Annotated in this window: 11 protein-coding genes; all 11 read right to left on the bottom strand. The window is 67.3% G+C overall.

Going from position 1 to position 12295, the window contains the following annotated elements; translation table 11 throughout:
- A partial coding sequence (locus tag BG418_RS05320) for an ABC transporter permease subunit (RefSeq protein WP_188272501.1) occupies positions 1 to 1084 on the bottom strand: 1084 nt, incomplete at its 3' end.
- Positions 1081 to 2151: an iron ABC transporter substrate-binding protein gene (locus tag BG418_RS05315; RefSeq protein ID WP_188272500.1), complete on the bottom strand. Its 1071-nt coding sequence runs from the start codon at positions 2149 to 2151 to the stop codon at positions 1081 to 1083. The genes BG418_RS05320 and BG418_RS05315, both read right to left, overlap by 4 nt.
- A 486-nt stretch (positions 2152 to 2637) precedes the next feature.
- Positions 2638 to 3504: a helix-turn-helix domain-containing protein gene (locus BG418_RS05310; RefSeq protein WP_188272499.1), complete on the bottom strand. Its 867-nt coding sequence runs from the start codon at positions 3502 to 3504 to the stop codon at positions 2638 to 2640.
- Positions 3505 to 4076: 572 nt separating this feature from the next.
- Positions 4077 to 5189 (bottom strand): hypothetical protein, encoded by a 1113-nt coding sequence (locus BG418_RS05305; protein ID WP_188272498.1) that lies wholly within the window; start codon positions 5187 to 5189, stop codon positions 4077 to 4079.
- 36 nt (positions 5190 to 5225) lie between these two features.
- On the bottom strand, positions 5226 to 7490 hold the full coding sequence (locus tag BG418_RS05300) for a hypothetical protein (RefSeq protein WP_223184373.1): 2265 nt from the start codon (positions 7488 to 7490) through the stop codon (positions 5226 to 5228).
- A 17-nt stretch (positions 7491 to 7507) separates the two neighbouring features.
- Positions 7508 to 7951, bottom strand: coding sequence for a hypothetical protein (locus BG418_RS05295; protein ID WP_188272497.1), 444 nt, complete (start codon positions 7949 to 7951; stop codon positions 7508 to 7510).
- Positions 7952 to 8939: 988 nt separating this feature from the next.
- Complete coding sequence (locus tag BG418_RS05285; RefSeq protein WP_188272495.1) at positions 8940 to 9083, bottom strand: hypothetical protein; 144 nt, start codon at positions 9081 to 9083, stop codon at positions 8940 to 8942.
- A 298-nt stretch (positions 9084 to 9381) separates the two neighbouring features.
- Positions 9382 to 9684: a hypothetical protein gene (locus BG418_RS05280; protein WP_188272494.1), complete on the bottom strand. Its 303-nt coding sequence runs from the start codon at positions 9682 to 9684 to the stop codon at positions 9382 to 9384.
- Positions 9681 to 10136, bottom strand: a complete 456-nt coding sequence (locus BG418_RS05275; RefSeq protein ID WP_188272493.1) for a hypothetical protein — start codon at positions 10134 to 10136, stop codon at positions 9681 to 9683. The genes BG418_RS05280 and BG418_RS05275 overlap by 4 nt, the downstream gene beginning before the upstream one ends.
- Before the next feature lie 820 nt (positions 10137 to 10956).
- The gene (locus tag BG418_RS05270; protein WP_188272492.1) at positions 10957 to 11478 is read right to left on the bottom strand and encodes an NUDIX hydrolase; all 522 of its coding nucleotides are present in this window, start codon (positions 11476 to 11478) and stop codon (positions 10957 to 10959) included.
- A gap of 436 nt (positions 11479 to 11914) precedes the next feature.
- Entirely contained in the window at positions 11915 to 12295 is a 381-nt protein-coding gene (locus BG418_RS05265; RefSeq protein ID WP_188272491.1) for a hypothetical protein, read from the bottom strand.

Below are 12295 nucleotides of genomic sequence, written 5' to 3'. Positions count from 1 at the left end.
CGGCGCCGCCCGGACGGCCACCGGGGCCACCGGGACCGCGGCCGCCGCCGGGGCCACCGCCGGGACGCGGGCCCGCAGCGGGACGCTGCGGCATCATGCCGGGGTTCGGACGGTTACCGCCCGGAGCACCACCCGGACGCGGGGCGCCGCCCTGCGGACGGGGCATGCCGCCCGGGGTCGGACGCGGAGCGCCACCCTGGGGACGCGGGGCGCCGCCGGGGCCGCCCTGCGGACGCGGGGCGCCACCGGGGGCACCGGCGCCACCGGCCGGTCGGGGCGCGCCGCCGCCGGGACGGGTGACCCGGCCCCGGCGGCCCGCCCAGGCGTCCAACCCGACGAGCAGCAGCGCGAGCAGCACGAGCACCAACGTGAGCAGCGAGGCCGACGCGGCGTCGAAGCCGAGCTTGTACTCGGTGAAGATGGCGGTGGCGAAGGTGGTGTAGCGCAGCATCGCGAACGCGCCGTACTCGCCGAGCAGATAGAGCGATACGAGCAGCGCGCCACCGGCGAGCGCGGGCCGCGTCAGCGGCACGGTGACCCGCCACAGCGTGGCCCAGGGCCCGTGCCCCAGGCTGCGCGAGACCTCCTCGGCGGCCCCGTCCGTACGCCGCAGGGTCGCCGCGACCGGCAGCAGGACCAGCGGGTACAGCGAACAGGTCATCACCAGGACCGCACCCCAGTAGCCGTGTACGGACGGATAGAGGGAGACCCAGGAGTAGCCGCGCACGAACTCGGGGACGGCGAGCGGCAGCGCGAGCAGCACCGTCCACCAGCGCCGCCCGGGCAGGTCCGTGCGCTCGATCAGATACGCGGCGCCGAAGCCGATGACGGCGGTGCCCAGGGTCACGGCGGCGGAGAGGGCGAGGGTGTGCTGGACGAGCGTGGCGATCACCGGCCGCCCGAGCAGCCGGTGCGCCTGGTCCCAGCCGGCCTGGCTCGCCTGCATCCCCACGAAGACGAGGGGCGAGACGACCACGGCGACGACGCCGAAGGCGAGCAGGGGCAGCGGCGAGAGCAGACCGGTGCCCCGCAGCAGCCGCAGCCGCAGCGGGGCGGGGCCGTCCCCCGTGAACGGGGTGATCACTGGAGGAGGCCGGTGTCCTGGAGGAGCTGCAGGGCTTCCTTGCCGTCACCGAGCTCGGCGACGGAGGCGACGGTTCCCACGGAGGCGATCGGCGCGAGCTCGGGCTTGCCGGGCACGCCCGCGACCAGCGGGTACTCATAGCTCTGCGAGGCGGCGATCAGCTTCTGGGCGTCCTTGCCGTCGAGGTAGGCGAGGAAGGCCTGGGCGGCGGCCTGGTGCTTGCTGGTCTTCAGGATCCCGGCACCCGAGACGTCGACGAGCGCGCCGGGGTCACCCTTGGCGAAGTAGTGCAGCTTGCTGTGGGTGCCGGCCGCGCTCTTCTCGTCGCGCAGGCGGTACCAGTAGTAGTGGTCCACGACCCCGCCCTGCACCTCGCCACTGTTGACGGCGACCGACAGGTCCTCGTTGCTGTTGTAGACCTTGGCGTTGGCCTTCAGCCCCTCCAGCCACTTCTTGGCGCCGTCGGACCCGTCGGTCTTGATCATGCGGGTGACGATCGGCGCGAAGTCGGTCTCGCCGGGGGCGATACCGAGCCGCCCCTTCCAGGCGGGCGAGGCGAGATCGCGTACGGAGGTGGGCGGGGCACTGTCGGCCGGGGTGCCGGTACGGGCGACGAACGCGGCGGTACGGGCGGACACGCCGACCCAGCCGCCCTTGGGCGAACTGTCAGCCGCGGCAACGGACTTGAGGGTGCCGGGCGCGACGTCGGCCAGCAGCCCCTTCTCTTCGAGAACGGTCAACGCGGGCGGGTTCTCGGCGTAGAAGACATCGGCCGGGGAAGCAGGCCCCTCCTGAAGGATCTGGTTGGCCAGCTCGGCCTCGTCGCCCGAGCGCAGCTTCACCTTGATCCCGGTGCGCTTCTCGAAGTCGGCGGTCAGCGCCTTGACCGTCTGCTCGTGCTGTCCGCTGTAGACGGTGATCGACTGCCCGCGAAGCGACCCACCGGTCGCCGTCGCCCCTGCGTCGTCACCCTTCCCACCACTGTCGGAGCTGGAGCACCCCGCCACGAGAAGCAGGGAGGCGGCCACGGTCGCCAGGGCCGCGAGCGGCCGTCCGGTCTTGGGCACGATGGAGTCCTTACGGATGACGGGTACACGAGCAGGAGCCGACCCCGACGGACTGCGACCGGCGCGGTTAGCTGAGGCATACCTTATGGAGAATCCGCAGTGTCGTCTACATACCTGTAGACAGATGATCGACTGGGGGCGCGCGGGCGTCGCAGCAGCCCCGGGAAACGCAAAAAACCCCAGATGAGCTGGGGTTTTCCGTGGTGCTACTGATCTTACTGGTGTCCGAGGGGGGAGTCGCACCATTCGCCACTCAGCCGTGGGCGACCGGCGAACTGGATTTACCGTAGCCACCGGACGACAAAGGTGCATAAGGGTGCATATATGGGAACAACTCGGCCGCTGATCCGTAGCGTACCGCTTGGTCAGCGCCTCACCCATCGCTTCTTCAAGTGAATGCGGGGTCAGCGCCAGCGCAGGGATGCTGTCGGCAGCGCGCGAACGCCAGCGTACCGTCGCCTCTCGCTCTCTCAAAGAGAGAGCAGGTCAACGGCGCCCGTATCGGGTCCTCCCGCCGCTGGGCCGGTACGCGTCCTTCACGATCTGCTCCAGGTCCTCTTCACTGAACATCCGGTGCCCGCCGACTTGACGGTAGGGAACGCGTCCGCAGGCGGACTCCGTCCGCAACCACGAAACGCCCACCCCCAGACGCTCGGCCGCTTGAGCGACCGAGTACAGCAGTGGCCCCTGTTTTCGCAACTTGGCATCCGCCTTTCCCGTAGACCGGCCAGGTGTTGTCAACGATGAGGCCGCCACCGGCATACCCAAGACGGCGGCGTCCGCCGCGGCCAGCAGGATGCCGAGCCCTCGCAGTCGGGCCACGTCGCCGACCCCGTCATTGGGACCGGGCAGACCGAGCGCCCGCCTCCCCTGGGTGGCCGGATCATCCGACGGCAAGAGCAACGCGACCAGTCGGTAGTCCTCCTCAGTGAGGGAGGCACCGGCCTTGAGCTCCCGGCTCAGACGCAGCCGCTCGCTCTGCAACGCCCTCTTGTCCATTTTCCAGAACCGCTCGCGCAGTTCCTCCCAGCTTGGGTGCAACTGCACAACAGCCAGGGCCTCATCGGCGAGCTCGGGGCCTGGGTGCCCCGTGGCCTGCCGATGCATCGAGCACACCTCCCCGCCTTGCTCCACCGGCAGTTTGCAAGGAAAGCCGTAGAACGAGGTGACCGGTGCCGGGCAGCGCGGCCGGTCCCGGGCGAGTCCGCCCCACATCCCCTCTCGGACGTACTTGATCTGCTGAGCAACACGGGGGACGTGCTTGGCCGGAACGCCCCACTCTTTGGCCGCCTCACGCGGGCTGAGGTGATCGAGAGCGCGGAGGCGCTCCATCGGCGTACCTGTTCCCTCCACCGAATGCCTCCTTTTTCAGCTCTGTCCTGCCCCTAATCGTTCTCCAACGTGGGAGACCAATCCAGCCAGACATGGGACCCGATCGGAATTGGTCAAGCGCTGCCAGAAGTTGGCGGTTGACGCGTGGGGTGCACGTTCTCGACCCAGGTGCGTCACGGGAACAACCAGCGCCGCTCCACCCAGGCGAGTCGGATGAAGCGACCTTTCTCGGCAAGCCACGGGTGGGGAGTATCGCTTCTCCCTTGTCGATGGCATGGTCCAGCATGTCCCGCTCGTCGTGTTCGACCGCATCAACGATGGCCCTGCTACCACCGTCACCAGCCGCTGATCTGGAAAACATCTCCTTATCTCCCCGAGGGCGACCTCAGCAGTCTGTAGCTCGGCGGTCGCGGCGATGTCACGCCTCGGCCTACGGTTATCACCCCTGCTGGGCAATCACATGCCAGAACGTCCGAGTTGGACGGCCCAGCCATCGATACAAGACCGCAGCGCCAAGACCTTTCGGGAGAGAGCGCGTGTACGAGTGCAGAGCACGCCGTCGTGGGTGAGGCCGCCGCCGCAGGTGGGCCGGGTCACCCTTGGGGTGGAAGTGGCGACAGGCTGGGGCAGGAGTAGGAGGTGGCGGCCGCGTTGAGGAAGTTCTGGAGGGTGGCGCGCCTGATGTCTCCGGCCTTCGACACGTCACCGCCCGTGTGGTCGCGAAGGGCATTGTCGTACGCGGTGTTCCAGCGGGCGGCGAAGTAGACGTCTCCGCCCGCGCAGTGCAGCACTGCCTCCTGGTTGGGCGAGATCATCCCCTTGCCACCGGGCAGGTCTTTGAAGACGCCCGGCCGGTCCAGGGCCGCTCGGACGAGGGCCGCGTCGGATGTGGCGGCGAGGGACAAACGAGCGTCGCCGCCGCCCTGGAGTGCCAGGTCGCATGTCCACGTCTCGGGCTGGCGGTTCAGTCGTTCCCGGCCCGGTTCGGCCGCCCCGGTGATGACGGCGTCCCGGGGCAGCGAGAAGCCGGGCAGGCTGCAGACGTTACGCGCGTCCGTCGGGTGCGGTTCGGCGGGCTCGGACAGGGCGCTGGGGGCACGCAGGTCCGGGGTGTCGCAGCCCGCCTGCCGCGCGACCTTCTGCGCCACGTCCACGAGCAGCCGCGCCAGCCCCATGCGGTCCGCCATGCCCTGCTCCATGGTGGCTTCCACTGCGGCGACCGTGTGCTGTCCCGGGCGTACGATCCGGCTGCCCTGGACGTTTCCGATCTTCGCCCAGCAGTCGTGCGGGAGGACGACATAGCCGCTCCGGCCGGAGACGGCGCCCGTCGCTCCGTCCTTGAAGTACGACCTGTCCGCGGGGTCCTTCCAGACGGCCGTCGTGAACGGGAACGCCCCCTCCTCGGTGGCTGTCCTGAGCGTCACCTTCAGGTCGTCCGCTCCGGTGAGGAGGCTGGACCGCTCCATGGTGCATCGGAACTCCGGGTGTCCGTCGCCCGCTTGCTCCGCCACCTTGGACACCCGGCCGGTCGTGTCCAGGGCGCTCTGGAGGCGCTTCGAGTCCAGCCGCCCGTCGCAGAACGCCTCGGCTCCCAGGATGTTGGTGTTCCGCCAGCCGTACAGGGCGAGGAGAACGGCGATGACGACAAGAGCGGCGGCGCCGAGCAGGACCGGCTTCTTGCCGCGCGGGTGGGTCTGGGGTGCCATGGTGGGGTGCTTTCGGTCGTCTTGGTGAGGCCGTGCTCAGGTACGTGATCGCAGGGCTTCGTACGCTATCTGGCGCCCGTTGACGTAACTCTGCCCGGCCTCTCCCGCTGCCGCATGGGCGAGGTCGGGGCGTACGTGGTGCTCCTTGCCCCACGCCTCGAAGTACTTGTCGAGCTTGTCCTGCGCGAGATCGTTGCCCCGGCTCAGTTCCTCCTTGCTGAGCGAACCCTGCTCGGCCTGCACGGAGGACAGCCAGTCATTGAGGGAGACGTCCACGAGTCGCTGGGCCGCGTCGCCGATGACCGGGATGCCGGTGATCGCGCCGCCGACCACGTGGTAGCCGTAGAACCTGACGGCGTTGGCGTCGCTGATCTTCTGGTCGTGGACGTCCATCTTGACGTCCCCGCCGACGGCGTTCAGCGCACCCATCACCTCGCCGACCTTCCGGGACTGGTTGGTCACGCTGAGGTCGCTGGGGAAGTCCTTACCCAGCAGCTCCTGGGACAGGTAGCCCTGCTCTGCCTGGTAGATGCGCTCGAAGTTGGACGGGTCGCCGGACTCGGAGACCCCGCGGATCATACGCAGCAGGCTGCTCCTGCTGTTCTGGATCTGGGACTGGTCGCCGTGCGCGTACGCGCCCTTCTCGCCGGCGCGCCCGCCCGGGGCATCGCCGTCGACGATGTCGACCACGTCGGGCGAGTAGTCGGCCAGAGCGCGGGCGAGCGGTGCGCGCAGAGCCGCGTACTCGTCCTTCCCCAGCAGCTGGTCCACCTGGCCGATGCGCGGGTGGTCCTTGCTCTCGCCCCCCTTGCCGTCGGCCGCCCCGTAGTCCAGGTAGTTCACGGCGTCGTGCATGATGCGGGTCTGCTCGACGGAGTGGCGTCCGAACTCGGTGCCGCCCGCTCCTGGATGGTTCCCCGTCGTGCCTGCCTCAAGGGCGAGGCCGAGCCCGGTTCGTACGTCCTTGTCGAAGGTGTCCTTGCCGGTGCGCTCGATGTTGCCGGTCCAGTCGGACGTGTCGACGTGGTTCCAGTCCCGCTCGGTGAGCAGGTACTTGAGGTTGTCGTTCTTCTGACCGGGGCCCGGGTCCAGATAACTGGTCGCGGTGGCGGGATCCTTGGCCATGAGGCCGAGAACGCCGTCGAGCGGGTCGTTGGCGAACCAGCCGCCATCCTTGCCGCTGAAATCCCCTCGCAGGTCCCAGACGTCCGGGTTGCCGCCTCGCTTCTTGTCCTCGACCGTACGGATGTCGTCGGCCATGTCCTTGAGGAACTGGCCCGAGTAGCCGTCGCCCTGCTGCATGAGGGTGACCAGACTCTGATAGCCGCGTACCTGCTGGCCGTGGCCGGTACCCACGGCGATCTTGTCGCTAGCGGCATCGAGGTCGTACTTCTGGATTCCCGCCTTCTTCAGGCCCTCCCGGAACTCCTTGTAGAAGTCCGAGTTCGGGTCCCTCGTCGCGGTGGAAAGGGTGGCCGCCAGCCCGCTCTGGAGCCCTGCGTAGGCGCTCTTGTCGGTGGCGCTTCCGGAGTGGCTCAGGTCGCTGAGATGGTTGGTGAACCTGATGGTCCCGTCTGGCCCGAGACTGGCGAGCATGGTCTGGCTGAAGACCTTGTCGTGGGAGTTGTCCCGCATCAGCGACTCGAAGCGGGACAACTCCTCCGGCGACAGCTTCTTCCCGTCGTTGACCTTGCTCGCGAGACCGGCCGCGGCCTCGGCCTCGTAGTGCTCGACGTCCCCGCTGGCCTTGCCGTTGAAGCCGTTGAAGTTCCCGTCACTCAGGTCGACGTCGACCACGACCGCCTCCAAGGCGATCTTCAGCCCCTGATCGGCGTCGTCGACAGCCCGCACCGCGTCGTCTATGTGCTTGCTCCACGACAATTCAGTGCTGCGCAGGTCCGGATCGTGCCGGATGGAATTCGCCTCGGCCGCCGACACCTTGCTGAAGTCGAAGCTCGCGGCCCCCGTCCCGGAGACCTTCATCCCGGCGTCGATCGCCTCCTGCCGGGCATGCTCCACCTTCTTCTTCAGATCGACGAAGTGGGCGTACGCATCCCGCAGCAGCGAGGCCACCGCCTTCGCCTCCACCTGCGCGGAGGCATACTCGTGCCGGGTGGTGGCGAAGTTCGGCCGGGAGAATAGTGAAGCCTGACCGGTCCAGGTGCCGTCCAGACTCACCGGCTGGATCCGATCCTTGTAGCGGTCCTCCAGCTTCTTGAACTCGCCCGCCATCTCCTCCCATTTGTCGGCGGCGCTGTTCAGCTGACCGAAGTCGACCTTCATGACCTGCTCGTACGTCAACAACGCGTTCCCCGTGGCTAGTTGTGCGAATGCTGCGACAGCTGGTACAGCTTGGACTGACGGGCCAGCTCGTCACCGATGCCCTGGTCGTTCTTGATGAACAGGTTGTTCGTGCCACGCAGCGCGGACTTCTCCCCGGCAAGCCGCCCCATCAGCGCCTTAGCTTGGTTGCCCCAGGTCTCCTCGGCCTTTTTCAACCCGGCGGCTGTCGCCCAGCCGTCGAACGCCTTCATCGAGGTGTCCGTGGCCTCCTTGGCCCAGGCGCCGGCCTTCTTCGTGTTCGGCTCGAAGTCCGTCTCGATGTCGTTGGCCGCGGTCTTCTTCCGCCCCGCATCCGAGCTCAGATCCTGGTCCCCACCGCCCCCGCCGACCGGCCCGTCGTCCGCCCGGTTCAACCGCATCCCCACCGGCTGCTGCGTGGCCGCCTTACTGGCCGCCCACTCCGCCTCGAAGGACCCCATACCCCTCATCGCCTTCACGTTCGCCCCACCGTGCAACACAACAACATCAACAACGTATGCCACCTCCTGGGCGGGCACATGAGTACCGCTACTCATGTGATCAAGGTCCCGACCGGTCCCGGGTGACACTCGCCGCACCCAGCACCTTTTCGAGCGCATCAGGCCCACACTCAGGCTTGCCGCTGCAAACCCCGTGCTCCCAGAAGCTATCGCTACCCCTGGCCGAACCGCGTCGTCGCCCGCATAGGAGTAGCCGCCCATCTGGTTGGGATCACCGGCTTCGAAAACGGGGTCGACGCTGAGGAACCGCCCGAGGAGGGGCGTAGTTGCGGGCACCGAGAAGGTCGAGGCCAATGGCGGAGTCGGTGGGCTCACCAAGGTAGCCACGATTCTCGACCCGCTCCGCAGGGGCGGCGCCACGGGGAGTTGTGCCTACTGACGACCGGGTTCGTGACGAGGCAAGGCGTCTGGGCTTGCACTGGTGAACTCACTCCCCGGCGTTCGACAGCAGGAGCCTCGTTGGTCCCATGCATTCCGTGCTCGGATGCCCCTGCACAAGGTCGTTGAGCACGTCTCGTGTCTGATCTACGCCCGAAGGTGTGAGCTGAACTCCCGCTGGCGCAGAATCTGTTGCGCCAGGCGCTGCTAAGGCGTGTTTGAGATGTTGATCACGGTCGTGGAATAATCTCGACATGGAGCCAGCCGACTAGGGGTTGACGGCAGGAAATTCCCGAGAATTAAGTTCCGTCGATCCTCATTACTGCCGGTGAGGCAAGCGTTGAGCGTTGCGGCGGTCCATCAGTACGATGCTGGATGCAGCGCACTGGAGCCGGATGGCGACACGACCTGAAACCCAATGCGCTGGTACTCCGGCGGCAGCACACTCTCCTCCACAGCCGGTCCGCGGTGCGGGACCAGCAGCACACCACGCCCGCCCACCTGCGCCGTCACCGGCGCGGCCACGGAACGCTCCTGGGCGATCGCTCGCTCATCCGCTGCCAGACCCGTTCGTCAACGGCGAGTTCATCCCGCTCGGTCCGGGCCTCGCCAATTGCTTGACCAGGTGTTCTTCGAGTTCGTCCAGCTCCGCGCGGCGCGCCGTGATCCGTTCCGCCAACTCAGGATCCGCCATGGAGAGGATCGTAGAAGGCGCGCAGAGGGCAGCGAGCGGAAACCGGCGAACCTCCTGCCAGACGATCTACACCGCAGACAGCCGCCCACGACCAGCACGAGTATCCTGACAACCCATCACGCCAGTAGCATGACCAGCGATTTCAGGTTGGCGCATGCTCAGGGCCTTCTGGCACTCGAGCGGTCGCAAACTCGAGCTACCAAGGGGTCCTGTACTCATGCATTCACCCGGCCGAGATCACCCGGCCAAGGACTGTGTTCGATCAGATTCGCGTCCCGGGGCCGGGCCGGGGTCGTGGTCAGCCTTCCCAGTCCGCCAGCAGCCTGGGTTCAGAGGACTCGGGCAGTACCAGCCGGTCACGGAGCCTGGATGGGAAGCGGACCTGCTTCAGGTCGAGAAATTCAATCAGCTCCGACAGCCGGTTCTGCAGCACCACGACCCGCTCCGTCCTGGCCGATTCAAGTTCGGCCAGCTTCTCAATGCCTTCCCGCACCGGCCTGATCCAGCCGGCGAATTCCGGGTCGGCGGCCAGCCGGTGCTGGAAGGTGGTGAACCCGATGCAGTCGGCCGGCTCGTCACGGGTTCCCGGCACGAGCGTCATGACCTCGCCGATCGCCCGCTGCGCAGTACGAGTAGTTCGCTGCCGTCAAGATGACCCGAGCTGAACGCCTGGGTCACCGCGTGGATATAGCTGAAGAGCCGCTGGTTGCGCTTGTCGTGGCCGAGGTCGATGAACTGGATGCCGTGCCGGAAGATCTCCACCCAGCCGAGGTACTGGCAGGCGGTGAACATGCTCCAGTTCAGTTGAGCCTGCGACCGGCTGTCCTCTCCCCGGTAGCAGTCGTGAAGCACGTTGAGTTCCACCGAGGCGTAGAGCACGGTGCGCAAGTCGAACGCCGCCCAGAGCAGCGGGTCGCGGTAACGCGCCACCAGATCCAGCACCCGCGTGCGCCTGGCCTCCCGGGCGGACCGCAGGTTGACGGCCAGGGCGACAAGCAAGACGGCCAGTGTCGTGCAGCTGGTGATCAACGCGACGAGCACCGTGGAATTCATGGATCCTCCAGACATCCGACCCCGGGCAGCGGCCCGTGCCACGGCTCCTGTTCAGCGGTCCGGGCGGGTGGGCCAGGGCGAGGTCGGGCCGCACGTGCCGCCCGGTTCAGCGCCGGTGGGTCCGGTCACGTCGGGTGACTCGATGTCGTCATTCGGGTTCGCGTCCGCCATGAGTGTCCCCCTGCTCGCTCATGCCCCCTCTCGGGCGGGGCGGTGTACTCGATGACGCCTCCGGCGCGCGGACGGTTTCCCTCCACTCGTGGCCACTCTGTGCCGATCAGCCCCGCGCGCCACTAGACCCCGTCCAGCGCAGCCGCGGCTGGCTGCACCGGCCGGGCGAGCCCCTTGGTGCGCTCATCTTCGTCCGCGCAAACCTGCTGATCGCCGGCAGATGCGACATCACCGGCTCGCGAGGGAGCCTGCCCGGCGCCGAGGCCGTCTTGACTCTCCGCGCCGTGGGCCTGGCGCACCGCCCGGGAGAGAACGCCTCCCCCTACCCTGCCCCGTTGACGGTCCGACCGGCGATCTCACTGAGGCAGAGTCACCGCCGACGGAGAACCAGAACCGCATCCGAGCATCCTTGGACCGCCTCCTGCGCGGCGAGCTCCCGCCCGGCGCAAGGCGCGGCATCAACACCCTCGCCCGCGAAGCCCGGATCACCCGCCTCAAGACGCAGAACGCCAGGCTCAGGAAACGGCCAGCCCCGTCGGAGCAGACGATCGACAAGCTCACGCGCTTCCGCACTCAGACCCTGGCCCGGCTCGCCGCACAGCGTGCGGCCGACATGCCCGCCCTGAACCGGAGCGACCCGCACCGCCGATCACCCCGCCGCCGGCTCGCCCGCGCCGCTGCTGGATCCGGGCTGCAGATATCGGCGCAGGGCTTCCCGCCCTCCCGGAACGAAGCACCAGTCATCAACGACTTCGCGCAGTTCGGCCACTGTCATCCAGCCCTGCCAGTCGATCTCACCCGAGTCCGGGACCAGGGCCTGCGACACGACGGCCTCGTACACCCCGAGCCAGATGGGGCTGATCCCTTCCCGGCAAAGGAATTTGAACAGAAAACGCACCGGCACACGAACGCCCAGTTCTTCCGCCAGCTCGCGCGCCGCCGCCGCTTCATACGACTCGCCCACGTTCACTGCACCGCCGACCAGCACGTCGTAGTAGCCCGGGAACTGGGACAGCGTCTCGGTCCGTCGCAGCACCGCGATCCGGCCGTCGCGATCACGACAGATCGTCGCTGCGATGCGATGCAGCCAGTTCTCACGCACCGCCTCGTCCCGTTCGACAACTCCCAACACGCGGTCATGCTCATCGACATGCTCAACCAGTTCGCTCACGGAGGCACGATCTCAGCCCCCATTGGCAACGCGGCACCACGAGCACCAGAGGTGAGTGATCTACGCCACAGAAGACCCCACGGAATGCAACACGATCGACGATCGGCGTCGCAAACGGTGTCTCGAAGAGCGATCTGCTCAATCGCCACACGAGGTCATCCGCACACAGCCTCTGCGGACACAAGCCACTCAACGGCGACGCTCCTCCTGGAGCAAGGCGTCGAACTCGTCGTCATCAGGGAGCTCCTGGGGCACGCCCACATCGGCCACCTTGGCGGAAGCCCAACCGTAACTGGGCAGCGCCCATGCGGCCTGGCTGAAATCCTCACAACCACCCCTGGCACCGGGCGGCACTCGCTGAGAGGTCCGAAGCTTGGCTGACGTCAATCACATCGACATTCTCAGCCAAGCCCCGGACCGGAAGATGAGCTGGTAATTATGCGTGATCACCGGTGACATCATCTCCGGATGCCGTGCTGACTCCGATGCATCCGATTACTTTCAGCGAGTCCGGATCAAGGAAGAGCTGAAAGTAATACCCTCCTCGCTCCCGATCGTTCACATAGGCGACCAGAAGACCCTGCTCATCCAATTCACGGAGACTCGCGATGGTCTCCGCGAACCCCATTGTCCGCTTGCCACGCCTCTGCAGGTTTCTCTGCCTCACCGAACAGATACCCAGGAGCCTCACTGCTGGGACCGGATCGAGCCAGAGATCGAAATGCGCGCCGGAGATCAGGCCATTCCTCGCTGCGACGCCGGCTTCGGTATCGAGCTCGAATGCAGCTAGCAATTCGTCCCTAGATACGCTTTCCAT

The sequence above is a fragment of the Streptomyces sp. CBMA152 genome, from assembly GCF_014596475.1.
Lineage (GTDB): Bacteria > Actinomycetota > Actinomycetes > Streptomycetales > Streptomycetaceae > Streptomyces.
The sequence above is the reverse complement of the archived record's forward strand: the minus strand, read 5'-3'. Positions and strand labels throughout refer to the sequence as shown.

Excerpts from the sequence above, each read along its gene's own strand:
- BG418_RS05285 (WP_188272495.1), bottom strand. The coding sequence starts at position 9,083 with ATGGCGGATCCTGAGTTGGCGGAACGGATCACGGCGCGCCGCGCGGAG.
- BG418_RS05265 (WP_188272491.1), bottom strand. The coding sequence starts at position 12,295 with ATGGAAAGCGTATCTAGGGACGAATTGCTAGCTGCATTCGAGCTCGAT.
- BG418_RS05280 (WP_188272494.1), bottom strand. The coding sequence starts at position 9,684 with ATGACGCTCGTGCCGGGAACCCGTGACGAGCCGGCCGACTGCATCGGG.
- BG418_RS05305 (WP_188272498.1), bottom strand. The coding sequence starts at position 5,189 with ATGGCACCCCAGACCCACCCGCGCGGCAAGAAGCCGGTCCTGCTCGGC.
- BG418_RS05275 (WP_188272493.1), bottom strand. The coding sequence starts at position 10,136 with ATGAATTCCACGGTGCTCGTCGCGTTGATCACCAGCTGCACGACACTG.
- BG418_RS05295 (WP_188272497.1), bottom strand. The coding sequence starts at position 7,951 with ATGGGGTCCTTCGAGGCGGAGTGGGCGGCCAGTAAGGCGGCCACGCAG.